This is a genomic window from Marinobacter xestospongiae (assembly GCF_023156385.1).
GTDB lineage: Bacteria > Pseudomonadota > Gammaproteobacteria > Pseudomonadales > Oleiphilaceae > Marinobacter > Marinobacter xestospongiae.
This window is the reverse complement of the sequence record NZ_JAKZAK010000028.1, coordinates 53,158-79,572: the sequence shown is the minus strand read 5'-3', so window position 1 is coordinate 79,572 and position 26,415 is coordinate 53,158. Positions and strand designations below refer to the sequence as shown.

Annotated in this window: 24 protein-coding genes; 5 read left to right on the top strand and 19 right to left on the bottom strand. The window is 62.3% G+C overall.

Going from position 1 to position 26,415, the window contains the following annotated elements; genetic code table 11:
* Positions 1-140: 140 nt before the first annotated feature.
* From MLD24_RS18235 to bioB, 9 genes are all read right to left on the bottom strand, one after another.
* Positions 141-1,931, bottom strand: coding sequence for an acyl-CoA dehydrogenase C-terminal domain-containing protein (locus MLD24_RS18235; protein WP_248168523.1), 1,791 nt, complete (start codon positions 1,929-1,931; stop codon positions 141-143).
* 203 nt (positions 1,932-2,134) lie between these two features.
* Complete coding sequence (locus MLD24_RS18230) at positions 2,135-3,934, bottom strand: acyl-CoA dehydrogenase C-terminal domain-containing protein (RefSeq protein WP_227175354.1); 1,800 nt, start codon at positions 3,932-3,934, stop codon at positions 2,135-2,137.
* 230 nt (positions 3,935-4,164) lie between these two features.
* Positions 4,165-4,800: a putative metalloprotease CJM1_0395 family protein gene (locus tag MLD24_RS18225; RefSeq protein WP_248168521.1), complete on the bottom strand. Its 636-nt coding sequence runs from the start codon at positions 4,798-4,800 to the stop codon at positions 4,165-4,167.
* Positions 4,801-4,822: 22 nt separating this feature from the next.
* Positions 4,823-5,068 carry a flagellar basal body rod C-terminal domain-containing protein gene (locus MLD24_RS18220; RefSeq protein ID WP_227175353.1) on the bottom strand — a complete coding sequence of 82 codons (246 nt, stop codon included), beginning with the start codon at positions 5,066-5,068 and terminating at the stop codon, positions 4,823-4,825.
* A 73-nt stretch (positions 5,069-5,141) separates the two neighbouring features.
* A complete protein-coding gene (gene bioD, locus MLD24_RS18215) occupies positions 5,142-5,840 on the bottom strand; it encodes a dethiobiotin synthase (RefSeq protein WP_248168519.1) in 699 nt (232 codons plus the stop codon).
* A 136-nt stretch (positions 5,841-5,976) separates the two neighbouring features.
* On the bottom strand, positions 5,977-6,780 hold the full coding sequence (bioC, locus tag MLD24_RS18210) for a malonyl-ACP O-methyltransferase BioC (RefSeq protein ID WP_248168516.1): 804 nt from the start codon (positions 6,778-6,780) through the stop codon (positions 5,977-5,979).
* On the bottom strand, positions 6,777-7,532 hold the full coding sequence (locus MLD24_RS18205; protein WP_248168514.1) for an alpha/beta fold hydrolase: 756 nt from the start codon (positions 7,530-7,532) through the stop codon (positions 6,777-6,779). Before MLD24_RS18205 ends, bioC begins: the two co-directional genes overlap by 4 nt.
* A gap of 1 nt (position 7,533) precedes the next feature.
* Entirely contained in the window at positions 7,534-8,694 is a 1,161-nt protein-coding gene (bioF, locus tag MLD24_RS18200; RefSeq protein ID WP_248168512.1) for an 8-amino-7-oxononanoate synthase, read from the bottom strand.
* A 10-nt stretch (positions 8,695-8,704) separates the two neighbouring features.
* On the bottom strand, positions 8,705-9,763 hold the full coding sequence (gene bioB, locus MLD24_RS18195) for a biotin synthase BioB (protein ID WP_227175348.1): 1,059 nt from the start codon (positions 9,761-9,763) through the stop codon (positions 8,705-8,707).
* A gap of 50 nt (positions 9,764-9,813) precedes the next feature.
* Between bioB and MLD24_RS18190 the strand changes: the two genes are divergently transcribed.
* On the top strand, positions 9,814-10,551 hold the full coding sequence (locus MLD24_RS18190) for a ComFC family protein (RefSeq protein ID WP_248168511.1): 738 nt from the start codon (positions 9,814-9,816) through the stop codon (positions 10,549-10,551).
* 44 nt (positions 10,552-10,595) lie between these two features.
* Here the strand turns inward: MLD24_RS18190 and MLD24_RS18185 are convergent, their stop codons facing one another.
* Positions 10,596-11,741, bottom strand: coding sequence for an NAD(P)/FAD-dependent oxidoreductase (locus MLD24_RS18185; protein WP_425562320.1), 1,146 nt, complete (start codon positions 11,739-11,741; stop codon positions 10,596-10,598).
* Between the two features lie 195 nt (positions 11,742-11,936).
* Here MLD24_RS18185 and MLD24_RS18180 point away from each other — a divergent pair, with 195 nt between their 5' ends.
* The 4 genes from MLD24_RS18180 to cmoB are packed head-to-tail and all read left to right on the top strand — an operon-like array spanning position 11,937 to position 15,076.
* Positions 11,937-12,938 (top strand): serine/threonine protein kinase, encoded by a 1,002-nt coding sequence (locus MLD24_RS18180; RefSeq protein ID WP_248168509.1) that lies wholly within the window; start codon positions 11,937-11,939, stop codon positions 12,936-12,938.
* A gap of 28 nt (positions 12,939-12,966) precedes the next feature.
* Entirely contained in the window at positions 12,967-13,329 is a 363-nt protein-coding gene (locus MLD24_RS18175; protein WP_248168508.1) for a PA3694 family proteiin, read from the top strand.
* Positions 13,322-14,077, top strand: a complete 756-nt coding sequence (gene cmoA, locus MLD24_RS18170) for a carboxy-S-adenosyl-L-methionine synthase CmoA (protein ID WP_248168507.1) — start codon at positions 13,322-13,324, stop codon at positions 14,075-14,077. The genes MLD24_RS18175 and cmoA overlap by 8 nt, the downstream gene beginning before the upstream one ends.
* Before the next feature lie 45 nt (positions 14,078-14,122).
* Positions 14,123-15,076, top strand: a complete 954-nt coding sequence (cmoB, locus tag MLD24_RS18165; RefSeq protein ID WP_248168526.1) for a tRNA 5-methoxyuridine(34)/uridine 5-oxyacetic acid(34) synthase CmoB — start codon at positions 14,123-14,125, stop codon at positions 15,074-15,076.
* 117 nt (positions 15,077-15,193) lie between these two features.
* Here cmoB and MLD24_RS18160 read toward each other — a convergent pair whose 3' ends face one another.
* The 9 genes from MLD24_RS18160 to MLD24_RS18120 form a co-directional block, all read right to left on the bottom strand.
* Positions 15,194-16,489 carry an adenylosuccinate synthase gene (locus MLD24_RS18160; protein ID WP_227175341.1) on the bottom strand — a complete coding sequence of 432 codons (1,296 nt, stop codon included), beginning with the start codon at positions 16,487-16,489 and terminating at the stop codon, positions 15,194-15,196.
* Positions 16,490-16,603: 114 nt separating this feature from the next.
* Positions 16,604-17,782: an ATP phosphoribosyltransferase regulatory subunit gene (locus tag MLD24_RS18155; protein WP_248168506.1), complete on the bottom strand. Its 1,179-nt coding sequence runs from the start codon at positions 17,780-17,782 to the stop codon at positions 16,604-16,606.
* Positions 17,783-17,961: 179 nt separating this feature from the next.
* Positions 17,962-18,840, bottom strand: coding sequence for a protease modulator HflC (gene hflC, locus MLD24_RS18150; RefSeq protein WP_227175339.1), 879 nt, complete (start codon positions 18,838-18,840; stop codon positions 17,962-17,964).
* 2 nt (positions 18,841-18,842) lie between these two features.
* The gene (hflK, locus tag MLD24_RS18145) at positions 18,843-20,048 is read right to left on the bottom strand and encodes an FtsH protease activity modulator HflK (RefSeq protein ID WP_227175338.1); all 1,206 of its coding nucleotides are present in this window, start codon (positions 20,046-20,048) and stop codon (positions 18,843-18,845) included.
* A 76-nt stretch (positions 20,049-20,124) separates the two neighbouring features.
* A complete protein-coding gene (hflX, locus tag MLD24_RS18140; RefSeq protein WP_248168504.1) occupies positions 20,125-21,438 on the bottom strand; it encodes a ribosome rescue GTPase HflX in 1,314 nt (437 codons plus the stop codon).
* A gap of 193 nt (positions 21,439-21,631) precedes the next feature.
* Positions 21,632-21,883 (bottom strand): RNA chaperone Hfq, encoded by a 252-nt coding sequence (gene hfq, locus MLD24_RS18135; RefSeq protein ID WP_092022834.1) that lies wholly within the window; start codon positions 21,881-21,883, stop codon positions 21,632-21,634.
* Between the two features lie 42 nt (positions 21,884-21,925).
* Positions 21,926-22,945 carry a tRNA (adenosine(37)-N6)-dimethylallyltransferase MiaA gene (gene miaA, locus MLD24_RS18130; RefSeq protein WP_248168502.1) on the bottom strand — a complete coding sequence of 340 codons (1,020 nt, stop codon included), beginning with the start codon at positions 22,943-22,945 and terminating at the stop codon, positions 21,926-21,928.
* Between the two features lie 4 nt (positions 22,946-22,949).
* Positions 22,950-24,860 (bottom strand): DNA mismatch repair endonuclease MutL, encoded by a 1,911-nt coding sequence (gene mutL, locus MLD24_RS18125; protein WP_248168500.1) that lies wholly within the window; start codon positions 24,858-24,860, stop codon positions 22,950-22,952.
* Positions 24,861-25,034: 174 nt separating this feature from the next.
* Positions 25,035-26,405, bottom strand: coding sequence for an N-acetylmuramoyl-L-alanine amidase (locus MLD24_RS18120; RefSeq protein WP_425562321.1), 1,371 nt, complete (start codon positions 26,403-26,405; stop codon positions 25,035-25,037).
* Positions 26,406-26,415: the final 10 nt, after the last annotated feature.

Genomic DNA, 26,415 nt, shown 5'->3' with positions numbered 1-26,415 from the left:
CAAGCGACCGTCGGCTGAAAACAGAACGACCAAATGCAACAAACCCCGGAAAACCGGGGTTTGTCAGCAGTCTGAGGCGGGGACTGTCGTCACCCGCCTTTTGTGTACCACACGATGGTGTCAGCCTGAGCTGACCGCGATCAGATCTCGTCTGCGGTCGGTGCCATCATGGAGTCGCTGCCACTGCGAATGCCTTCGGCCAGTGACACAGTCTTCGGCAGCAGGCGGTCAAAGTAGAACCGCGCGGACTTCAGCTTACCGGTGTAGAAACCGGAAGTATCGCCCTCAGCCTTCGGCGCTGCGACTTTCACCATCTTCGCCCACATGTAAGCTACCGCGGTGAGACCGAACAGGTCCAGGTAGTCCACAGAGGCCGCGCCGATGGCGTTGGGGTTCTCTGCCGCCTGGGCGATCACCGCCTCGGTGACGTCCGAGAGCCGTTCCAGCGCCGCGGACAGAGACTCCAGATAAGGCCGCAGGGCGTCATCATCGCTGTTGTCCTGAACGAACTTGGCGACGTCAGCCGCAAACAGCTCAAACAGTTTGCCCTGGCTGCCCACGACCTTACGACCCATCAGGTCGAGGGCCTGGATGCCGTTGGTGCCTTCGTAGATCTGGGTGATACGGCAGTCCCGCACCAGTTGCTCCTGGCCCCACTCACGGATAAAGCCGTGACCGCCAAAGACCTGCTGACCAAGGATACAGGTGTCCAGACCACGGTCGGTCAGGAACGCCTTGGCCACCGGCGTCAGCAACGCCACCATGCCTTCGGCATGCTTGCGCTGGTCGTCGTCTTCAGCGTACTTGGCAATGTCGAGCCACTGGGCCACGTAGGTGGAGAAGGCACGTCCGCCTTCGACGTAGCCTTTCATGGTCATCAGCATACGGCGCACGTCGGGATGCACGATGATCGGGTCGGCAGCCTTGTCCTTTTCCTGGGCACCGGTAGGAGCCCGGCTCTGAATGCGGTCCAGAGCGTACTCACGGGCACTCTGCAGGGACGCCTCGGCAGCGCCGATGCCCTGGATGCCAACACCCAGCCGCTCGTAGTTCATCATGGTGAACATCGCCGCCAGGCCCTTGTTGGGCTCGCCAACCAGCCAGCCCTTGGCACCGTCAAAGTTCATCACGCAGGTGGCCGAGGCCTTGATGCCCATCTTCTTCTCAATGGAGCCACAGCTGAAGCTGTTGCGCTCGCCCAGGGAACCGTCGTCGTTGACCAGGAACTTCGGCACCAGGAACAGGGAGATGCCCTTGGGACCGGCCGGCGCGTCCGGCAGCTTCGCCAGCACCAGGTGGATGATGTTCTCCGCCATGTCGTGCTCGCCCCAAGTGATGAAGATCTTGGTGCCGGTTACATTGTAGGAGCCATCGCTGTTGGGCTCGGCCTTGGAGCGGATAATCCCCAGGTCGGTACCGGCATGAGGCTCGGTCAGGTCCATGGCGCCGGACCAGACGCCGGAGTACATGTTAGGCAGGTACTTCTCTTTCAGTTCCTGGCTGCCGTGGGCATTCAGCGCCAGGCAGGCGCCCGCCGTCAGCATCGGCGCCAGTCCGAAGGACATGTTGGCACCCTGCATCATTTCCTCGAACTGGGCCACCAGCATCTTGGGCATGCCCATGCCACCGAACTCCGGGTTGCCGCCGAGGCCGTTCCAGCCACCTTCCACGATGGTCTGGTAGGCTTCCTTGAAGCCTTCCGGGGAGGTTACTTCCCCTTCGTTCCATTTACAGCCCTGCTCATCGGCTTCGCGGTTGAGCGGTGCCAATACGCCGCTGGTGATCTTGCCGGCTTCTTCCAGGATTGCATCGGCGGTGTCGGGATCAACGTTCTCCGCCAGCTTGGGCAGCGAACTCCAAAGGGCCGGAGCCTCGAAAACCTCGTTGAGGACGAATCGCATGTCACGCAGGGGCGCCTGATAGTCAGCCATCTATTTCTCTCCAGAATTCAAACACTAAAGGTAAACGGTGCGAAGGGTAAAAATGCACCGGCAGGTGTGTGCCCGTTACTGTTGATGTTTTTGTAGGGAGCTATTCTACCCAATTTTGGGCCCGGTCTCACAACTGCTGTCGGGACCCATAAAAAAGCCCGCTTGCACGAAGCGGGCTTTTCCGGTGTCGAATCACCCGCGCCTTAGAAGGCGAAGGATTCTTCCGGCATATCCATCAGGCTGTCGGCACCGGCCAGCATCATTTCAGCGTGGCCTTTGGTCCGAGGCAGCAGACGCTTGAAGTAGAAGCGTGCACTCAGCACCTTGGCGTTGTAGAACGCTTCTTCGGTGGTGCCTTCGGCCATGGCGTCCAGCGCCACCTTGGCCATGCGCGCCCACAGGTAGGCGAAGACGGCGTAGCCGGAGTACATCAGGTAGTCGACTGACGCCGCACCTACTTCGTCACGGTTCTTCATGGCGGTCATACCAACCTTCATGGTCAACTCGCCCCATTCCTTGTTGATCGCAGCCAGCGGCTCGAGGAATTCCTTCAGCTGCTCGTTGTCAGCGTTTTCCTTGCAGAAGATGTGCACCTGCTTGGTGAAGGACTTCAGCGACTCACCCTGGCTCATCAGCACCTTACGACCCAGCAGGTCGAGCGCCTGGATGCCGGTAGTGCCTTCGTAGATCATGCCAATGCGGGCGTCACGAACGTTCTGTTCCATGCCCCACTCGGAGATGAAGCCGTGACCACCGAAGACCTGCATGCCCAGGTTGGCGGACTCGTAACCAATCTCGGTCAGGAACGCCTTGGCGATCGGCGTCAGGAAGCTCAGGGCTTCGTCGGCAGCCTTACGCTCTTCTTCGGACTTGGCACTGTGGGTCTTGTCGACCTGCTGGCCAGTCAGATAGATCAGGGCGCGGGCGCCTTCTGCGACCACTTTCTGGGTCATCAGCATGCGACGCACGTCCGGGTGAACGATGATCGGGTCGGCCGGACCTTCCGGGTTCTTCGGACCGCTCAGGGAACGCATGGCCAGACGGTCTTTGGCGTAAGCCAGTGAGCCCTGGAAACCAAGCTCGGCGGCACCCAGACCCTGGATGGCAGTACCGATACGGGCGGTGTTCATAAAGGTGAACATGCAGTTCAGACCGCGGTTCTCAGGACCAATCAGCCAGCCTTTGGCACCATCGAAGTTCATAACGCAGGTGGCGTTGCCGTGGATACCCATCTTGTGCTCCAGAGAGCCACAGGAAACCGCGTTGCGCTCGCCAACGGAGCCGTCTTCGTTAGGCAGGAACTTGGGCACGATGAACAGGGAAATGCCCTTGGTGCCTTCCGGTGCGCCCGGCAGGCGTGCCAGAACGATGTGGACGATGTTCTCGGCCATGTCATGCTCACCGGCAGAGATAAAGATCTTGGTGCCGGAGATGTTGTAAGAGCCATCCGCATTCGGCTCGGCCTTGGAGCGCAGGATACCCAGGTCAGAACCACAGTGTGGCTCGGTCAGACACATGGTACCTGTCCACTCACCGCTGATCAGTTTGGTGAGGTAAGTCTGCTTCTGCTCTTCGGTGCCGTGGGCTTCAACGGTGTTGGTGGCGCCGTGGCTCAGACCCGGGTACATGCCCCAGGACCAGTTGGAGGTACCAACCATCTCGCTGATGACCAGCCCGATGGAGTGCGGCAGGCCCTGGCCGCCATAGGTGGGATCGGCGGTCATGGACGGCCAGCCACCTTCGACGTACTGCTGGTAAGCTTCTTTGAAGCCGGTCGGCGTCTTGACGACATCGTCAGCCAGCTTACAGCCTTCCTGGTCGCCAACCGCATTCAGCGGAGACAGAACCTGCTCTGCGAACTTCGCGCCTTCCTGGATGATGGCGTCGACCATATCCGGAGTCGCGTCTTCGCCTCCCTCCAGACTGGCGTAATGCTGCTCGCTGTCCAGCAGCTCATTCATGATGAACTTGATCTCACGCAGGGGCGCTTTGTATTCAGGCATGGAATCCACCTCGTTATCGGTTCTTGCTGCGCAGGTTCTCGACGCAGCACACTGCCATCAGGATTGCTCGGACACCTTCGCCAACCGGACTCAGGCATCAATTAAACAAGTGTTTGAAACATACGTTTGTAGGTGCGGAATTGTCAAGCGTGTGATCGCAAATTTATCCCGCGCAGGCAGCAACAGGCCCTCTCGGACTCATCCAATACTGAAAATTATTATTCGGAATATCAGGCGGTTGCCTGAAAACCAACGAGATCGGTCGGTTGATCGGCAGCGGTGGAGCGAGAAATGGATCGGTAGGTGTCGGCAGCAGCATCGCCCTGACGGTCCGCGACTTCGTTCGCCGCTTCATCATCGGATGACTCCCGGGATTCGCGGGACTGCTCGACCTGGGCCTGCAGCAGAATCTGGGTCGCCTCCGCCGCCACCGTCCGATCCTGACTGGACGGCTCCGCCGGCGCCAGGGCAGCGGCGCGGACAATACGCATCTTGTCGATGGTGGCCTGCGGGTCGCCCTCTACCGGGGCGATATCAATGGAGACTTCCCCACCCACGGCGTACTGGGCGCCGTCCGGCCCACGCTGGTAGGTGTAGCTGGGTGCGCCGGCGTATTGCCCGCCAACGGACTGGTGGGCAGTCTCGTGGGCACGCACCTCGCGGTCCCGGGCCTTGAGCTTGGTGAGTTCCTTGAGTTCGGCTTCGGTCAGCTGGGTGTCAGCCTGGGCGCTACGGCTGGCCTGCTCGGATCGTTCGGTAGGCCGTGCCTCACCACGTTCTCCCGTCTCGGCCTGAGGGCGCGGGGGAGTGCTGGTCCCCTGAAAGGGACTGACGACGGGAGAGGAAGGCAAGGCACCTGAAATCATGGATGTGAACCGCGATCAACGCTCAGGCGTTGATGTCCAGCAAGGTGCCCAGAGTTTCGTCAGCGGTCTTGACCACCTGCGCGGAGGCTTCAACGCTGCGCTGATAGAGCTTGAGATCAACGATAGGCTCGAGCAGGTCGCCGTTGCCGGACGCACTGCCCTGAGGACCATCGGTGCCGCCGCGGGCAATCCTGCGGGCGGCGTTGTCCATGCCCTGAATACCTTCCTGAACACCCTGGATACCGATCGCTAGCGTGTTGTTGATCATATCGACGACCACCTGATTGACCTTCAGATTGTTTTCATTAAGCCACACCCCTGTTCAATTTTCAATCAAATGATCATTCACCCCGCCCCAGGATTGCCTGCAATCCCAAAGACTCTGCCAGCACTACCGGGTCCGGCTGCGGTTGCCAAGGCAGCACACCCAGGCAGGGTGCCGGCAGCTGGGCCTGCAGGTACTCCAGGGTATCCTGCTCACAGCTCATCGGAGTCTCCTGCGGCCGGTTCGCCACCCAGCCCGCCAGCGGCAAACCATCGGCACGAATCGCTTCGGCGCTCAGCAGGGCATGGTTGATGCACCCCAGCTGCAACGGCACCACCAGGATAACCGGCAGCTCCAGCAGCTGCGGAACCCGGGCATAAGTTTCCCGCTCGTTCAGCGGAACCCGCCAGCCACCAGCCCCCTCGATCAGCATCAGGTCCGCAGGCTGCATCTGCTGTCCCCGGCAGAATCCCACCAGACGCTCGGCGCTGAGCCGGCGCTGCGCCATCGCCGCTGCCACGTGAGGCGCAATGGCCGGCTCCATGGCCAGAGGATTAACCTGATCGTAGCTGAGGGTTTCGGTCATGGCGTCCATCAACATCAGCGCGTCTTCGTTGCGCAGCCCATCCGGCGTCTGCTCACAACCGGACGCGATGGGCTTCATCGCTAGGGTACGTAGGCCGAGGTTACGGGCGGCATGGAGAATCGCTGCTGACACCAGAGTTTTACCAACGCCGGTATCGGTCCCGGTCACGAAGAAAGTCTGTTTGGCCATGGTGGGTTCCTGTTCAGTGGACTGTAATCCTGGTCAGTGGACGAGGGTCCTGGTGAGTCGAGTGGAGTCCTGATCAGTGGAAAGGGGTCCTGATCAGTGAAAAAAGAGCTGCACCGAATCGGGCTGATCGCTGCCGTCAGTCCGGCCGCCGGTAAGTAATATAGGCGGCCTCATAGCTCGCCAGCACCTCCCCATCGCGACGGGGATACTGCTGCGCCAGACGCCGCAACCGCCCCGGAGCGGTCACGGTCTTGCGGCGAGCATCCCCTTTGTACTGGGCTCCCAGGGATTTGAGCTCCGCCAGCAACTGCATGGGGGATTCGTAGGGCAATGTCACGGTCTCCTGCTCCACCGCCGCCTGCGGGGCGACCGCCATCACCTGTTCCAGCAACGCCGGCCAGGCTTCAAAGCGATTGACGTGGTCCACTCCCGGGTCCACCTGTTGCCAGGCGGCCGCCAGTTCCCTCAGGGTACCCTGCACCAGCGTGGAGCAGACCAGCATGCCCCCGGGGCGCAGCACCCGCAGGCACTCCGCCAGCACCGGCCGGGGATCGGCGCACCACTGGATCATCAGGTTGGAAAACACCGCATCGACACTGCCGGAGGCCAGGGGCAGCCGCTCGGCATCGGCCACCAGCCACTGATAATCCCCCGCCCGCTGGCGACGGGCATGGGCCACCATGGCCGGCGACAGATCAACGCCGGTGACCCGCGCCTGGGGGTAGCGCTCGCTCAGAGCCGGCACAAACTGTCCGGTGCCACAGCCAAGGTCCAGCACTTTGCTGGCCGACAGCGTCCGCGGCAGCTGCGCCAGCAGACGCTCACCCATGTGCCGTTGCAGTCTGGCCGCACAGTCATAGGAGTCGGAGGCGGCCCCGAAATCCCGCGCCACGACGTGCTTGCTGGCGATTTCCGGACGGTGGCTGTCAATCAGTGTCATTGCACAGTCTCCTGAAGGGAGTGAGCGAACGTAAGGAGGTGTTGCCGGCAGACCTGCCCCGCCTCGTCCCGAGGCCAATGATCCATGCCCTCAATGAGCAGAGCACGGCTGTTCGCAGCCAACGGCTGGTCGGCCATGGTGGCGGATACCACCTGATCCTGTGTTCCCCACAGGTGAAGCGCGGGCGTGGTCAGGTTCTGCCACAACAGAGTCTGATCACTGTCGGCGAGCCAGCCCAGGGTCAGGGCCAGGTCGTCATCGCTCTGGGGTGGACCGGACTGCAGCCAGCGCCGCAATGCCCGTCGATCCGAACGCCCCTGGCCATCACTCGCCATCAGCGCCAGAAACCGTTGCCAGCAACGGTGGCTGTCGTCGTCAAACTGACGCAAAAACGCCTCGAAGGTCGCTGCCGCCATCCCCGGCGAGCAGTGCCCGGATTGCACGAAGCGGGGAAAGCCCCCCAGGGTAACGACGCCACACACCGTGTCCGGGGCCTGGCCTGCGGCGGCCATGGCAATCTGCCCGCCCAGGGACCAGCCCAGCCAGAGGGCTGGTTCAGGATAACGTGCCAACAGCCGCCGGGCAGCGGACTCAACGCCGCTGGCATCAGGGGACAGGTTGGTCAACAGATCGCCGGCGAGGTTCAGGTGGGTCACCGGGCCGGGCCAGTCGTTGGTCAGCGCTGCCAGCATGGTGGCGTCCACGCCCCAGCCACCGATTACCCGGATTGGCAGGTTACCGTGCCCTGCCATGTCAAGCCTCCGGCTCTGGCCGGCAGTCCGCCAGTGCCGTCAGCAGGCGGTCGAGATCGGCATCGGTGTGGGCAGCGCTCAGAGTGACCCGTAACCGGGCCTGGCCTTCCGGCACCGTGGGCGGACGAATGGCGGTCACCAGCAGTCCCCGATCCTCCAACTGCCGGCTGAGTTCCAGCGCGGTCCAGTTGTCGCCCACCATGATCGGCTGGATTGGCGTTGCGGAAGGCATCAGCTGGTAGCCGAGAGCCTGGGTTTCTTCGCGGAATCGGCGAATCAGGTGCGCCAGGTGCCGGCGACGGGCCTGGCCCTGCTCCACCAGATCCAGGGCGGCACAGGTGGCTTTTGCCACTGCCGGCGGCATGGCGGTGGTGTAAATGTAGGTGCGGGCTTTCTGCACCAGGTAATCGATCAGCAGCTGGGGGCCGGCGACGAAAGCCCCGCTGGTGCCTACCGCCTTGCCCAGCGTGCCGATCAGCAAAGGCACCTCCTGTTCAGACAGACCCAGGTGTTCCAGCGACCCGGCGCCTCGCTCCCCCAGCACACCGAGGCCATGGGCGTCATCCACCAGCAGCAGGGCGTCGTGTTCACGGCACAGGGCCGCCAGTTCCCGCAGGGGCGCCATGTCTCCATCCATGCTGAAGACCCCGTCGGTCACCACCAGTTTGTGGCCGGAGGTGGCCGCAAGTCGGTCCGCCAGGTGATCCATGTCGTTGTGGGGATAGCGCTGGATTCGCGCCCGGCTCAGCAGGCAGCCATCGATAATGGAGGCGTGATTGAGGCGGTCCGAGAACACCGTGTCGCCCCGGCCCACCAGGGCAGAAATCACACCCAGATTGGCCATATAGCCGGTGGAGAAGAACAGCGCAGCACTTCGCCCGGTCAGGTCGGCCAGGCGCTGCTCCAGTTGGTGGTGGTAGTCGTGATGACCACAGATCAGGTGAGACGCCGCGCCACCAACGCCAGCGTCCGACACTGCCGCAGTCAGCGCCGCGCAAACCTCGGGGTGGCTGGCAAGACCAAGGTAGTCATTGCTGCAGAATGCCAGCAGCGACGTGTCATCGGCTATCAGCGAAGGCTGTTGCGGACCACGAACCAGGCGCCGGGTCCGGTTGAGCCCGGCTTCATGCCGGGCGTTCAGTTCTGCTGCGAAATCCCGCAATGGACCAGCCTCAGGCAGATTCCCGGGTGGCGTCGTAGAACATGTGACGGGTACGCTCGTACTCTACTGCCTCGCTGAGCGCCTCAACCTGCTCTTCCTCAGTGTGGGCCTGTTCCCGCTGTTCCGGCCGGATGCCAAGGCGCTGGAACAGCTCACGGTCGTGATCCGCTTCCGGGTTGTTGGTGGTCAGCAGCTTCTCGCCATAGAAGATGGAGTTGGCGCCCGCCAGGAAACACAGGGCCTGCATCTGGTCATTCATATTCTCCCGGCCCGCAGACAGCCGCACGTGGGATTCCGGCATCATGATGCGGGCCACGGCGATGGTGCGGACGAAATCGAACGGATCGAGGTCGTCAACGTTGTCCAGAGGGGTCCCCTCGACTTTCACCAGCATGTTCACCGGCACACTTTCCGGATGATGCGGCAGGTTGGCCAGCTGCACCAATAGACCGGCGCGATCGTCCAGATCTTCCCCCATCCCCATGATGCCACCGCAGCAGACTTTCATTCCGGCGCGGCGAACGTTGTCCAGGGTATCGAGGCGATCCTGGTAGGTACGGGTGGTGATGATGTGGTTGTAGTACTTCTCGGAGGTGTCGAGGTTGTGGTTGTAGTAGTCAAGACCGGCATCGGCCAGTTCAAGGGCCTGGTCTTCCCGCAACATCCCCAAGGTCATGCAGGTTTCCAGACCAAGGGATTTGACCTGACGCACCATGTCCAGCACGTAGGGCATGTCCTTCTTGGCCGGGCTGCGCCAGGCTGCGCCCATACAGAAACGGGAGGCGCCCTTGTCTTTCGCGGCCTTGGCCTCAGCCACCACCCGCTCGATCTCCAGCAGCTTTTCCTTTTCCAGACCGGTGTTGTAGTGGCCGCTCTGGGGGCAGTATTTGCAGTCTTCGGGACAGGCCCCGGTCTTGATCGACAGCAAGGTACTGACCTGTACTTCGTTGGGATCAAAATACTGGCGATGGACCGCCTGGGCACGGAACATCAGATCGTTGAACGGCAGCTCCAGCAGGGCGCGGGCTTCCTTGATGGTCCAGTCGTGACGGAGGGCTGTGGCGGTCATGGTCAGGTCCTGTTAACTTTGTTGGATTCCATGGTTGACGGAGACCACAAATGATAAAGGGACTTAGAGCGCTGTCAACCCATCTCCCACCATTGGTTAACCGGGTATTGGATGCCGGCAACCTCTGTGTTGCCTGTCTGGACCCGGCACCAACCGGTCTGTGTCAGGCCTGTTTCGACGCCCTGCCGGTTAACCGCACGCCCTGTCGGTGCTGCGCCCTGCCCCTGCCAGCCAGCACTCCGGCAGCCGCCCTGTGCGGTGACTGCCAGGCCCGGCCGCCCCACTTCCGGCACACCATCTCACCCTGGCTTTACGGCTTTCCAGTTGACCAGCTGATCAGCGGCTACAAGTACCGCCGCCAGCCCAGCCTGGGACACCCACTTGTGCAGGCCTGGCTGACGCAGTGCGGCACCGCCCTGGCGCCATCCGGTGACTTGCCTGAACTGCTGATACCCACGCCCATGCGCCCCTGGCGACAGCGGCGCCGGGGCTTCAATCAGGCGGAAGACATTGCCGAGCAGCTAGGCCGCCACCTGGACCTGCCCTGGTCTGCCAGCACTGTGCGTCGCGTGGGCCCGCAACAGCCCCAGGCCGGCCTGCAACGTCGACAGCGACTGCGCAACCTTGGTACCGCCTTCCAGGTCTGGGGCCCCGTGCCTGACCGGGTGGCGATTGTTGACGACGTCATGACCACCGGCGCCACCGCTCGTGCCATGGCCAGGGCGCTGAGTCGCGCCGGAGTCAGCGATATTCAGGTCTGGGCATTGGCCCGGACGCCGCTGGGCTGAGCGTCGAATTCCAGATTAACAGGCTCTGATTGAACCAACTCGGATCAAACCAGCCGTTCTGCCACCTCATCAGCAATGGCAAGGCAGGCAGTCAGTCCCGGTGATTCGATCCCGAACAGGTGCACCAGGCCTGGCACACCATGCTCGCGCTGATCCTGGATCAGAAAGTCAGCGTTGCCCTTTCCCGGGCCTCGCAGTTTTGGCCGGACCCCGGCGTAGGCAGGCTGCAGGCGACTTGCATCCAGCCCCGGCCACCACTGACGGATGCCCTCGGCAAAGGCCGCAGCCCGGGCCGGATCAACGGTGTAATCAGGCTCGTTGATCCATTCCACATCCGGCCCAAAGCGGGCCTGCCCGGCCAGATCCAGCGTCAGGTGTACACCCAGGCCGCCAGGCTCCGGCACCGGATAAATCAACTGCTCGAAGCGATGACGGCCGCTGTAGCTGAAATAGACACCGCGAGCGTAATGGGCCTGCGGGCAGCAGTGCGACGGGAAGCCCGCCCATTGCCGCGCCAGCGGAATCGCCGACAGCCCCGCCGCATTCACCACCCGCTTGGCCACCAACTGACACGGCAGTTCGCCACCGAGCTGTAACCGATGGCCCTCAGGACCGCTTTGCGCCGACAGTACCGGGGTGCGATACACCAGCGTACCGCCAGCCGCCTCCAGATCCCCAAGCAGCGCCAGCATCAGCTGGTGGCTGTCGACAATGCCGGTTTCCGGTGAAAACAGTGCGGCAGCGGCGGCAACGTCCGGAAGCGAATCCGCAAGGTCGGCACCGTCCCGCCAGGTAAGCGGCACGCCGTTATTCGCAGCCTGACGCTGGATGCCCTCAAGCTGATCAGCCTGACCGTCCGACACCGCCACAATCCACTTGCCACAACGCAGATGGGACACCGAGCGCTGGCGGCAATAGGCGTACAACTGCTCTCGACCTCGGACACACAACTGCGCCTTGAGTGATCCGGTGGGATAGTAGATGCCGGCGTGAATCACCTCGCTGTTGCGGGATGAAATGCCCTCACCAAAGTGCGCGCCCGCCTCCAACAACCACACCGACTGCCCTCTCAGGGCCAATGACCGGGCGACCGCCAGGCCAACCACACCGGCGCCGATCACCACCGTATCCACCACCAGCTGTTCTGTTTCTGCCACCCGCTGCTCCTCTGACTCAACACCACTTCCCATGACCTGCAGTATTGCAGAGGCCGCCGACACCCGGAAGAGCACCACACCGGCATCGTCTGCACAGCCGGAACCCGCTATACTGGCGCCCGACCGAACCTCGGATGAACTTTGCCCCGGTGCGACTGTCAGCCTCAGCAAGGCTGCCAACGCAGCAGTAGCGGCGACCAAGTCCATCCCGTCAGCCCAGGAAGTGCCATGACCAACAACAGCGCCCATCCCTACGATGACCTGACCCCCGACCAGATCCTCGACGCGGTGGAAGCGGAAGGATTTGTGGTCAACGGTCGGCTTTTTGCCCTCAACAGTTACGAGAACCGGGTCTACCAGATCGGGATTGAAGACGGCCCGTCTCTGATCGCCAAGTTTTACCGCCCTGGTCGCTGGAGTGACGCGCAGATTCTGGAGGAACATCAGTTCAGTGCAGAACTGGTGGCCGCGGACATTCCCCTGGTCGCCCCTTTGACCATGCCCGGCGGCCACACCCTGGCACGCCACGGCGATTTCCGCTTCGCCCTGTTCCCGCAGCGGGGCGGCCAGGCGCCGGACACCAGCACGCCCGATACCCTGTACCGATTGGGCCAATGGCTCGGCCGACTCCACAACGTGGGCGCCCAACGGCCGTTCGAACATCGCCAGCATCTTGATCTGCTGGCCGGCATCACCAATAACAGCCGCTTTCTCACCGAGGGGGACTGGATACCACGGGACCTGCGCCCGGCCTGGGACAGTCTGATTCCCGACCTGATCGATCAGTGCGCCCGCCTGATCGACGACGCCGGGGAGGTGGCGACATTGCGACTGCACGGTGACTGCCATGCCGGCAACCTGCTAGTCCGGGATGAGCAGATCCTGCTGGTGGATCTGGACGACTGCCGCACCGGCCCTGCGATCCAGGATCTTTGGCTGCTGCTTAACGGCGAGGAACACGAGCGCGGCAACCAGTTTGCCGAGCTGCTGGAAGGCTATGAGATGTTCCGCGACTTCAATCGCCGTGAGCGACTGCTGATTGAACCGCTGCGCTGTTACCGCCAGATTGCCCACAGCGCCTGGCTTGCCAAGCGCTGGGACGACCCGGCGTTCCCCCGTTTCTTCCCCTGGTTCCAGCAGCCCCGCTACTGGTCTGACCAGATCCTTGCCCTCCGGGAGCAGCTCGCAGCCCTCCAGGGGCCGCCTTTGAGCCTGCCCGGTCAGTACTGATACTTCCATTGCTCAACCAGGAGACACCATGAGCCAGAACGAGGCCCGCTATTCCGCTCGCAGTCTGATCGCTGTTTTTGTCATCACCATTATCGGCACCGTGGTCGCCCTGGAGTCGACCGGGCGAATCGCCCACTCCGAGAATAAGGGCGATGCCCCGGTGGGCGAATTCAAGGCGATCCACCTGGCTCCGGACAACGACTACCGCATGTCCTACAAGCCATCGGAACTGCATGCGGTGTGCATTCAGGATTACCTGGCCATCGCCTCGGATGTCGACCCGTCATTCCGCGCCATACTGGTGGACTACAAGAACCGGGGCGTGCGCTGCGGCGCCATCCATACCCAGATTGCCCCGACCACACCGGAGGCCGCCCCCAATCATGAGTAAGACCACACCACCAATGCAGGAAACCGACCGCCTGTTCGCCCAGGCCCAACCCCGGAGCGATTTCCGTTTTGATGCCTCGGTGGCGCGGGTATTTCCCGACATGATTCGCCGCTCGGTGCCCGGCTACACCACGATCATTCCGATGATTGAGGTGATCACCGACCAGTACGTTCAGCCCGGCAGCCACTGCTATGACCTGGGCTGCTCGCTGGGCGCCTCCACACTGGCCATGCGTCATGGCATCCGCCACGATGACTGCCAACTGATCGGCGTCGACAACTCCGCTGCGATGATCGAACGGTGCGAACATTATGTCGCCCTCGACGACCATCCCCTGCCGGTGACTCTGAAGTGCGAGGACATCCTGACCACCGAGCTGACCAATGCCTCGGTCACCACCCTCAACTTCACGCTGCAATTCGTGACGCCGGACCAGCGCCTGCCACTGCTGACCCGGATTGCCGATGCCACCCGTCCCGGAGGAGCGCTGATCCTGTCGGAGAAGATCCGCTTCGATTGCCAGGAAGAGCAGGACAGTCAGACCCGGCTGCATCACGAGTTCAAGCGCGCCAATGGCTACTCCGACCTGGAAATCAGCCAGAAACGTTCAGCGCTGGAACAGGTGCTGATCCCCGAAACGCTGGAGGAACACCGGCAACGCCTGCTGAAGGCCGGTTTCGATCAGGTGATGCTGTGGTATCAGTGTTTCAATTTCGTCTCCATGCTGGCCACCAAATCACCGGAGTAAGGGCTAACCGTGTCTACCTTTGACTGGCAATCCTGCTATCAGGACCTGCTCACCCACCTGGAACAGGACGACCTCGGCAGTTGGGCGGAACAGTTGCGGCAGCAACTGGTGTGGCGCTTCGAATCCAATCCCCACGGCGATATGGCACGCTGGCAGCAGGCCCTGCAGCAGTTGCCGGCGGTGGCAGACGTTGAAGCCGATCTGAACCGCTCCGCCGTCACCCTGAGCACGTCAACTCTGGCGGACGACGCCCGTCAAAAACTTGAAGCCGGGCTCCGGGGCCTGATGCCCTGGCGTAAGGGCCCGTTCGACTTCTTTGGCGTGGGTATTGATACCGAGTGGCGCTCGGACTGGAAGTGGGATCGGGTAGCGCCGTACCTGTCGGACCTGCAGGGGCGACGCATTCTGGACGTCGGCTGCGGTTCCGGCTACCACTGCTGGCGCATGGCCGGCCTGGGTGCCCGCCGGGTTGTGGGCATCGATCCAGGCCTGCTGTTCCTGTTCCAGTTCCTCAGCGTCAAACGCTACCTAGGCGAGGTCCCCGTCGACCTGCTCCCGATCCGCATGGAAGACATGCCAGACCGGCTGGAAGCCTTCGACACCACCTTCTCGATGGGTGTTCTGTACCATCGCCGATCCCCCCTGGACCATCTGCTGGAGCTCAAAAGCACCCTGCGCCGGGGTGGCGAACTGGTGCTGGAAACCCTGGTGGTGGACGGCCCTGAAGGCTACAGCCTGATGCCGGAGGACCGTTACGGCCAGATGCGCAACGTCTGGTTCCTGCCAAGTTGCGACACCCTGTTGCGCTGGCTGGACCGCACCGGTTTCCGTCAGGCCCGGGTGGTGGACGTAACCGACACCACCACCGAGGAACAACGAACCACGGACTGGATGCGCTTCCAGTCCCTGGCGGACTTCCTCGATCCCGACGATCCCTCCAGAACCATTGAGGGCTACCCCGGCCCCCGGCGCGCGACCATTATTGCGGAGAAGCCCTAGGGTATTGCGAAGAAGCCCCAGGGAGCGCCACTGCCGCCCGGTAAAACAAAAAAGGCCAGCACGTCGGTGCTGGCCTTTTTTGTGGTGCCGAACCCGGGAGTTCGGCTGTCCGGTCACTTACTGGCCGAACGGGTGGCGCATGATCACCGTCTCAACCCGGTCCGGGCCGGTAGAGATGATGTCGATCGGCGCCTCAATCTGCTGCTCCAGGAAGCGAATGTAGGCCTTCGCGTTCTCCGGCAGCTGTTCCAGACTGGTGATGCCGAACGTGCTCTCCTGCCAACCGGGCAGTTCCTCGTAGATCGGCTCGATGTCGGCGTAGTTGTCACAGCCAATTGGCGGACGCTGGATCTCGCCATTGGGCGTGCGGTAGCCGACGCAGACTTTCACGGTGTCGAGGCCGTCAAGCACATCCAGCTTGGTCAGGCAGATACCGGAGACGCTGTTGATCTGGATGGCGTGACGCAGTGCCACGGCATCAAACCAGCCACAGCGACGTCCGCGACCGGTGGTGGTACCCACCTCATTGCCCTTGATTGCCAGGCGCTCGCCCACTTCATCAAACAGCTCGGTCGGGAACGGTCCGGAACCAACACGGGTGGTGTAGGCCTTGGTGATTCCCAGCACATAATCGAGGAACAGCGGACCAAAACCGGAGCCCGTGGCGGTGCCGCCAGCGGTGGTGTTGGACGAGGTCACGTACGGGTAGGTACCGAGGTCGATATCCAGCAGAGAACCCTGGGCGCCCTCAAACAGGATGTGCTCACCCTTCTTGCGGTAATCGTGCAGCAGGTCGGTCACATCGGCCGCCATCGGCCGGATTTCCTCACCCTGGGCCAGCAGTTCCGCCAGAGCCGCGTCCACATCAACCGCCTCTTCCTTGAAGTACTCGGTCAACACGAAGTTGTGGTAGCTCATGATTTCCCGCAGCTTGGTCTCAAAGCTGGCAGCGTTGAACAGGTCACCCACCCGCAGGCCACGGCGGGACACCTTGTCTTCGTAGGCCGGACCAATGCCCCGACCAGTGGTGCCGATCTTGTCGTTGCCACGGGCACGTTCGCGGGCCTGATCGATGCGGATGTGGGTCGGCAGGATCAGCGGACAGGCCAGGGAGATCTTCAGGCGTTCGCGTACCGCCACACCACGCTCCTCCAGCTCCCGAACTTCCTTGAACAGGGCGTCCAAAGACAGCACCACACCATTGCCGATGAGGCAGTTGACGTTCTGCCGCAGGATACCGGAGGGAATCAGGTGCAGAGCTGTTTTCTTGCCTTCGATGACCAGGGTATGACCGGCATTGTGGCCGCCCTGGAAGCGTACGACCGCCGCCACTTCCTCGGTCAGCAGGTCGACAATCTTGCCTTTGCCTTCATCACCCCATTGGGTGCCCAGTACTACAACATTCTTGCCCATGATTCTCTCTCAGTGTCCGCTCCGACAATGCCGGTGACGGCGAAAAGGTTCACTCGATGAATGATATGGCCGGTCAAACCCCGTGCCGGCCACACCGTGGATAACACTAAACGTTTACAGTGGCTCGACAACCCACTGACCATCCCGCTGGACCAGGACCCGGTCGCAACCCCGGCCACGCGGGTCGGTATCGGTGTCTTCCGGCAGTGCCTGCACCACCGTTTCGGTCATACGAAGGCCGGCAATCACCCTGGCCAGGGCGGTATCTTCGGAAGCCGGAGCCCAGACCGCACCGGCCCGGTGCAGAACCCGCTCGCCCAACGCCACCAGCGCCCGGACATCCAGACTGAAACCGGTAGCAGGACGGGCACGGCCGAAATCGCTGCCAATGGCGTCGTAGCGACCGCCTTTGGCAACCGCATCACCGTGGCCCGGGGCGTAGGCGGCAAACACCAGTCCCGTGTGATAGTTGTAGCCTCGCAGTTCGCAGAAATCGAATCCGACGCCCACTTCAGGGAAATCGCGGTTCAGCAGCGTAGCCACCCGCTCCAGCTGATCCAGCGCCGCCACAACGTCGTCAGAGGCACCCGCAAGCACGTCCCGGGCCTGGGCCAGCGCCTCCATACCGCCGCAGATCGCCGCCAGACGGCGCAGCCGGCCACCGGCGCTGTCTGCCGGACAGTCACCCAGCAGTTCGTTCAGCTCCGGTACCGATTTGCGCTGCATGGCATCAAAGATGGTGGCTTCCATCTCGCTGCTGAACGCGCCTTCGGCGATCAGGGACTGGTAGATCGCCACATGGGCCAGATCCAGGTGGACCCGCGGCAGACCCGCCACCCGCAGCGTGGCCAGCATCAGACTGATCACTTCCAGGTCGGCGGCCTCAGAACCGCTGCCAAACAGCTCGCAGCCTGCCTGGATGGGCGCCCGCCCGGTCAGCATGTGACGGGGACGGGTGTTGAGTACATGGCCGGCGTAGCACAAACGGGTAATGCCGTCTTCGCGCAGGGTATGGGCGTCAATCCGCGCCGCCTGCGGTGTCATGTCGGCACGCACACCCATCATCCGGCCGGTGAGCTGGTCGGTCAGTTTGAAGGTTTGCAGTTCGAGGTCGTGACCGGTGCCGGTGAAGAGGGATTCGAGGTATTCGATGAGCGGCGGGATTACCAGCTGGTAGCCCCAGCGTTGGCAGGTATCCATAACGTCCCGACGCAGCGACTCTATCCGTCCTGCCAGTGGCGGCAGAATGTCTTCTACCCCGTCCGGCAGTAACCAGCGATCTGATACTGTCATGAGATTCTAGTGTCCGTCTTCGGTCCCGGTGGCCTCGGCGCGGACCGGGATTCGGAAAGTTGAGGGTCAGGCCCGGGCGGATCAGAAATCCGGGCCAAAACCGGCAGAAGTTTACACGGTTGCCAGCCACAAAAAAACCGGAATGCGGAAGCATTCCGGTTTGTCGGCTGGCGCTGTGCTTAGTTGCTGGCGCCGCGCGGGTCCTTGAGGAACTTCAGGAAGTCGCTGTCGGCGTCGATCACCATCAGATCCTCCTTGTTTGCGAAGGTCTTCTGGTAAGCCTCAAGGCTCCGGTAGAAGGCATAGAAGTCTTCATTGGAGCTGTAGGCATCGGCGTAGATTGCGGCAGCCTCACCGTCGCCTTCACCGCGCAGCTCTTCCGCTTTGGCGAAAGCCTCGGCCAGGATGACCGTGCGCTGACGGTCGGCACCGGCACGAATGCCTTCAGCGGCCTCACGACCACCGGACCGGAACTCCTGGGCCAGCTTCTCACGCTCTGTCGCCATACGGCGGTAGACGTTCTCGCTGACCTGCCCCGGCAGCTCGATGGCCTTGACCCGGATATCCAGCACTTCGATACCGAACTCGGTCACCGAGGTTTCGTTGACCCGGTCACGCAGGGTGTGCATCAGCTCATCACGCTGACCAGAGACCACTTCGTGCATGGTGCGGATACCGAACTCGTCCCGCAGGCCATTGTCGACGCGGGACGAAAGCAGCGACTGCGCCCGCAGCTCATCACCACCGGTGGCCCGGTAGAACTCATCGACGTCACGAATACGCCAGGCGATGTAGGAGTCCACATCCAGCGGTTTCTTCTCGATGGTCAGGTACTGCTTGGCCGGCAGGTCGTTGGTCAGCACCCGCACGTCAAACTGACGCACCTCGTCCACCAGCGGCACCTTGAAGTGGATGCCCGCCTGGATGTCGGTTTCAATCAACTCCCCGAACCGCAGCAGAACGCCGCGGTGGGTTTCCGGGATGATGTAGACACTGGACAGAACCAGCAGGATCACCAACAGGGCGCCTGCCAGTCCGGCAACAGATTTAGGCCCCATGATTATCTCCCCCTACGTACACTGGTGTTCTGACGATTCTGCAGCTCCTGGATCACCCGATCGGTGAGCGAACGGATGTCGCTCTCGGTGATCACCGGCTCCGAACCACTGCTGCTTCCGCCACTGCGGGAACCGATGGAGCCAGCCTGGTTCACCAGACGGTCCAGAGGCAGGTACATCATGTTGTTGCCGCCCTTGGTATCCACCAGAATCTTGCTGGTACTGGACATGACCGTTTCCATGGCCTGCAGGTACATGCGTTCACGGGTAACCCGGGGCGCCTGCTGGTACACCGCAAGCATTTCCAGGAAGCGCGACGTTTCACCGCGAGCCCGCTCAATGACTTCTTCCTTGTAGGCCGTAGCCTCTTCCACCATCCGCTGTGCGCGACCCCGAGCTTCCGGGACCACCTTGTTGCGGTAGGTTTCGGCCTCTTCCTTCAGACGCTGCTCGTCTTCCCGAGCGCGCTGGACTTCGCGGAAGGCATCCTGCACCGGCGCCGGAGGCTGGGTGCTTTCAACGTTGACCCGGACGATTTCCAGGCCGGTGCCGTATTCTTCCAGGAAGCTCTGCAGGCGCTGTTCAACCCGCACCGCCAGTTCGGCCCGACCTTCGGTTAGCACGTCATCCAGCTGGGAGCTGCCCACTTCGTGACGCAGGGCACTGTCGGTAGCGAATGCCAGAGCCTGATTGGAATCACGCACGTTGAGTACGTAGTCGCGGGCGCTGGCAACGCGATACTGAACCTGAAGGTCGACGGTGACCAGGTTTTCGTCCTGAGTCAGCATCTGGCCACGGGATTCGGCGTTACGCACATTGGTGACCCGCACCTTGGTGACGTTATCGATCAACGGCACCTTGAAGCGCAGACCCGGATTCTCAGTCTTGTTGTACTCACCGAAACGGAGCACCACGGCCCGTTCCTGCTCATCAACGGTGTAGAAGGACTGCCAGACGACGTAGATGGCAAATACGATGACAGCCACCACCAGCAGTGCACCGAATCCGGTGCCGCCGCTGCTGCTGGAGCCGCCGGAGCCATTGCCGGAGTTACCGCCCTTGCCACCCAGCATCTTGTTGAGGCGGTCCAAACCTTTCTTCAGAGCCTCATCCAGGTCTGGGGGTCCCTGATCATTGCCGCCACGACCGCCCCCGGTTCCCCAGGGATCATTGTCGTTACGGTTTCCACCCGGTTCATTCCAGGCCATAGTCCTCTCCGTTCCAAACTGTTCGAATGGCTGCAAATACTAGGAGTTATTGCCCTTTCGGGCAATAGCAACCGGTTTATCGGGATGCCGGACCAGTGTCCGGAGACACCAGCTGAACCTGTTCCGGTTCGATCCCCGCACGCCTTAGCAACTGTAGCCAGTCCCGCTCCTGAAGGCGAACCTCGATCACCGCATCGCCGTTGTCGAGGTGGCGCTCACTCAGCACCGAGCCGGTCTGATGCAGCAACGAGCGGAATCGGCCATCCCTGGGGTGAAGCTGTACGTGATGATGCACCACATTCTCCGCCAGCCGTTCCACCACCGCATCCGTGAGCAATTCCAGGCCGTCCCCCGAGATGGCAGACACCCATACCCGCACCGGCACCCCGTCTTCGTCACGATCCACCCGCGGCTGAAAATCCTCCAGCAGGTCGATCTTGTTGAATACCTGTAATACGGGTACCTCGTCCGCACCGATTTCAATCAGGACGTTTTCCACCTGGTCGATGTTGTCGTCCCGACGCTCATCACTGCAGTCAATCACATGCAGCAACAGGCTGGCGTCGGTGGTTTCTTCCAAAGTGGCCCGAAATGACTCCACCAGTTTGTGCGGCAGATGACGGATAAAGCCCACGGTGTCGGCGAATACGACACCGCCAATGTCCGGGAGTTCCAATCGGCGTAACGTCGGGTCCAGAGTGGCGAAAAGCTGATCAGCGGCGTACACCGTCGCCGTGGTCACCCGGTTGAACAGCGTCGACTTGCCAGCGTTGGTGTAACCAACCAGGGACACCGTGGGGATGTCCGCCCGCTGACGGGCCCGGCGGCCCTGATCGCGCTGTTTACGCACCTTGCCCAGACGCCGGTGAATCGACTTGATACGTTCACGCAGCAGGCGGCGGTCGGTTTCCAGCTGGGTTTCACCCGGACCGCGCAGGCCGATCCCGCCCTTCTGACGCTCAAGGTGGGTCCAGCCCCGCACCAGTCGGGTGGACATATGCTCCAATTGGGCCAGCTCAACCTGCAGCTTGCCTTCGTGGGTTCGCGCCCGCTGGGCGAATATATCCAGAATAACACCGGTGCGGTCCAGCACCCGGCACTTCAGCTCCCTTTCCAGGTTGCGCTCCTGGCTGGGAGACAGGGCATGGTTGAACAGCACCACGTCGGCTTCGTTGAAGGCAATGGCCTGACGGATCTCGTCCAGCTTGCCCTCCCCTACAAACAGGCGGGGACTGGGCTGGTTGCGGGACCCGGTGACTGTCGCCACCGGCTCGACGCCGGCGGATGTGACCAGTTCGGTGAACTCGCCCAGGTCTTCACCTTCGCTCTGGGATGTGAAGTCGATGTGGACCAGGACCGCCCGTTCACCTACATCAGGACGTTCAAACAAGAGTGACTGACTCCAGTATTCGGTGGATGGCCGGCTGGCCACTTGGCCGGGCCAGCGACAGGGAAAATCGAAAGTATTCGGCGATCGCGCCTGAAAACGTAAACACCCGCGCACCGGTTCCTGTCATCGACAGGGCCGGAATACGCGGGTTGAATGCGGCCGCAGGGCCGGAATGTACAGCAGAGATTGGCAATCAGCCTTCGGCTTCGCCTTCACCGGCTGGATTCTGCTGGGGAATCCGTACGTTACGGGCCGGCACGACGGTAGAAATTGCGTGCTTGTAAACCATTTGACTAACGGTGTTCTTGAGCAGGATGACAAACTGATCGAATGACTCGATCTGGCCCTGCAGCTTGATACCGTTAACAAGGAAGATGGATACCGGAATACGCTCCTTGCGCAATGCGTTGAGGTAAGGGTCTTGTAAAGAATGCCCTTTTGACATGTGTATTCTCCTGTTTATTTATTAAAAGCAGATCGTCAATAGTCAATTAAATGTGGTGCGAAGCCTGATAATTTTCAAGGCAGCCTCAACATTATCCTCAGCTTCCGATGCCAGCCAGTTCACATCCGGCCACTTTCTCAACCAGGTCAACTGCCGTTTGGCCAGTTGCCGGGTCGCGGCCACGCCTTTTGCCACCATTTCATCGTAATCGCAACCGCCTGCCAGGTATTCCCAGGCCTGGCGGTAACCAACACAGCGCATGGATGGAAGCTCGGGAGTCAGGTCCCCTCTTGCCATCAGGCCCCGGACCTCGTCCAGAAAGCCCTGATCCAGCATCTTCAGGAACCGGAGACGTATTCTTTCATGGAGCACACGCCGCTCGCCTGGAGCGATCGCAAGCTGGGTAACAGTATACGGCAGCGCGCCCGGCTCGTCTGCCTGCCACTGGGTGAAATACGGGTAATCCTCGATACCTTCACGTTTTTCATTTCCAGCGCCGGCAGACGCCTGCCAGATCTCGGAGATCGGCCGGCCGGTGAGGCGGATCACCTCCAGCGCCCGCAGCAGCCGCTGCCGGTTGTTGGGGTGAATCAGCTCAGCCGCCTTCGGGTCCAGCGCCGCCAGATCCCCGTGCAGGGCAGCCCAGCCCCGCTGTAACGCCTCATCCTCCAGGGCCTGGCGAACCGCCGGATCGGCGGACGGCAGATTGGACATGCCATGGAGTAACGCCTTGAAGTACATCATAGTGCCGCCAACCAGAAGCGGAATACGACCTTTAGCGGTAATGGCCTGCATTTCGGCCAGGGCATCACGTCGGAAGTCGGCAGCGGAATAGGCCTCGGCCGGGTCACAGATATCGATCAGCCGGTGGGGCGCCTGCTCCAGCTCCTCGGCCGTGGGCTTGGCTGTCCCGATGTCCATACCACGGTAGATCATTGCCGAATCGACGCTGATGAGCTCGCAAGGCAGCTTTTGGGTCAGTTCGATGGCCAGATCGGTCTTGCCGGACGCGGTGGGTCCCATCAACAGGATCGCTGGTGGCGCAGCGCTGGTATCCGTCATAGTATCAACGCCCCCGCAGGAAGAGCTTGTCTAGCTCGGAGAGTGTCATCAGCGCCCAGGTCGGGCGACCATGGTTGCACTGGCCGCTACGTTCGGTGGCCTCCATGTCCCGCAGCAGCGCATTCATCTCCGGAATGGTGAGCTGGCGGTTGGCCCTCACCGAGCCGTGGCAGGCCATGGTGCCCAGCAGCTCGTGGGTCATCGCCTCCACCCGTTCGCTCTGGCCATGCTCAATCAGATCCGCCAGCACATCGCGCACCAGCTGTTCGGCATCCGCTCCCCGCAACAGCGCCGGAATCTGACGCACCGCAATGGTCTCCGGACCGATACGCTCCACCAGCAGCCCCAGCTTCTGGAGGTCGTCGCCATGGCTCTCCGCCAGCCCGGCCTCTTTCTGGCTTACCGCCAGTGACAGCGGCACCAGCAACGGCTGACTTTTCAGGTCCTGGGCGTCGAGCGCCAGCTTCATGCGTTCATAGGTGATGCGCTCGTGGGCCGCGTGCATGTCGACCACGACCATGCCCTGATGAGACTGTGCCAGGATGTAGATGCCGTGCAGCTGGGCAACGGCGTAACCCAGCGGGGGCTCCTCGCCTTCGCCCTGGGGCGGTGTGGGCGACGCCTGCAGGTGGCCGGGTACGGGCTGGGATGATTCTGCCTGTGTCACGCCGCCACCATCGTTCAGGGACTGGTAGAACGCCATCTGGTCCCGCGCCTCCCAGGTCGTTCCGCCCGACTCCGCAGGGCGTCCCTGGGCCGGCTGGGCAAACAGCGAACTGGTAGGCACGGTCGGTGCGGCATTGGCGGTCGCTGCGGCATGGATGGTCGCGGCACCGCCACTGCCGGGTTCGGCTTGCGGCTGCGGCGCGGCCGGCATCGACTGGGCCACGGCGCCGCGAAAGTGATCGTCCGGGCGCACGTCCGCCAGCGCCTTGTGCAGGGTTCGGAAGATGAAATCGTGGACCAGGCGACCGTCGCGGAACCGCACCTCGTGCTTGGTGGGATGGACGTTGACATCAACACTGGCCGGGTCGACCTCCAGATACAGCACGAAAGCGGGATGGCGGTTGTTGTAGAGCACATCGCGGTAGGCCTGGCGCACCGCGTGGGCCACCAGCCGGTCCCGGATCACCCGGCTGTTGACGAAAAAGTACTGCAGGTCAGCCTGGCTGCGGGAGAACGTTGGCAACGCCACCCAGCCCCAGAGTCTGAGACCGGTGGCTTCGGCATCGATCACCACCGCATTGTCAATGAACTTCTGACCACACAGGGCACCAATACGGCGCTCCCGGTCAAGCTGACTTTGCGCCGGACGCAGGCTCTGCACCACCTTCTGGTTGTGACGCAGGCTGAAGCCGGTATCAAACCGGCCCAGGGCCTGGCGACGGAGACACTCTTCCAGATGGTTGAACTCGGTCTTCTCGGTGCGCAGGAACTTGCGCCGTGCCGGGGTGTTGAAGAACAGATCACGCACTTCCACGGTGGTGCCCACCGGATGCGCCGCTGGTGAGATCCGCGCATCCATGTCCCGGCCTTCCACCTCCACCCGGGCGGCGGCGTCCTGCTCCGGCGTCCGCGAGGTCAGCGACAGCCGCGACACTGAACTGATACTGGCCAGGGCTTCGCCCCGGAAACCGAGGGAACCCACCGCCTCGAGATCGTCCAGGCTGGCAATCTTGCTGGTGGCGTGACGGCTGAGCGCCAGCGGCAGATCGGCCTCGGGAATACCGCCGCCATTGTCACGGACCCGAATCAGCTTGACGCCCCCCTGCTCGACATCCACGTCGATCGTGCCCGCACCGGCATCCAGGGCATTCTCAACCAGCTCCTTCAATACGGAAGCCGGCCGCTCGACCACCTCACCGGCGGCGATCTGGTTGGCCAGTCGGGGGGATAACAGCTTGATCGAAGACATCGGGGGCGCACTCTCCTGGCACGGCAAGGGTGACGGCAAGCAGACGGACTGACCAACAGGCCAGGGCTGCCTGCCCGGAAGATGGATGGCTCAACAACAACCATCAGAGTGCTGCGATGATAGCAGAAGGGCGGCAACCGACTCATCCGTGGTCACCACACTCTGCAAAGTTCCTCAGGATGCGGGAATGCGGATGGTCTGGCCGACCACCACCCGGTCATTGCTCAGACCGTTGTGACGCATCAGTTCACCAACGGTGGTCTGGTTGTCCCGGGCCACGGCCGACAGGGTATCACCGCGACGAATCCGGTAACTGCCACCCTCGTTGCCCTGACGCTTCTCCCAGGCCACCAGCGTGCCCGGCGGCGGGGTATGCTCAAAATAGTTGCGGATACCGCCCAGCACCGCCCGCGCCAGACGGTCGCGGTAACTGGAGCTGCCCAGGTTACGCTCCTCGTCCGGGTTGGAGATAAAGCCGGCCTCCACCAGAATCGAAGGGATATCCGGTGACTTCAGCACCACAAACGCCGCCTGCTCCACGCTCTGCTTGTGCAGGCGGGTGACATCATCCAGCTCCCGCAACACATAGTCGCCCACGCCGATGCTGGCATTGATGCTCGCCGTCATCGACAGGTCCAGCAGCACTCCGGCGAGGGTATCGTCCTTGCCATCCAGGGACACTCCACCAGAGCCGCCAATCAGGTCAGAACGATTTTCCGAACGCGCCAGCCAACGCGCGGTTTCACTGGTGGCGCCGCGCTGGGACAGGGCGAAAACCGACGCCCCGCGGGGTTGCGGCGTGCGGAAGGCATCGGCGTGCACCGACACAAACAGGTCTGCGTTGTGGCGTCGGGCCAGCAGGGTCCGGCTGCGCAGGTCGATGTAGTAGTCGCCGGTGCGGGTCAGGCGGGCGGTATACCCGGGCTGGGCCTCTATCATCTCCGCCAGTTTGCGGGCCAGGCGCAACACCACATCTTTCTCCCGGGTTCCACGGGGACCGATCGCACCCGGGTCCTCACCACCATGCCCCGCATCCACCACCACAATGATGTCACGCTTGCCGGAGGGGTCGTCGCTGAGTGTTGGCTGGGGCGGAGTCTGGCCACGGCCGGCGGACTCTCCCACCAGGTCGAGCACCAGCCGGTGCCCATACTGCTGATTGGGCTCCAGCACGAAACTGCGGGGCCGCACGGATTCCTTGAGATCCAGCACCACCCGCAGGTCCGAACCATTGCGGGGGGCACTGCGAATCCTCTGAATCGGGCTGCCGGACAGATCCAGCTCCGAAAGGCTGGTTTTCAGCTCGGCATCGCTGATGTCGATCACTACCCGGGCCGGGCCCGAGAGGGTAAAGATGTTGTGCTGCACCTGGGCCCCGGTATCCAGCACCAGCCGGGTGTGATCCGGTGCCGGCCACAGCCGTGCGCCTTCCACCTGGGTCGCGGCCTGGGCCATCGCCGCGGCAGTCAACAGGCAGATTGTCAGCGCCCCTCGCAATGCGCCCAACAGCACGGCCTTCCCCTGTGTTCTGATTCGCTTCTGCATCGGACAGTTC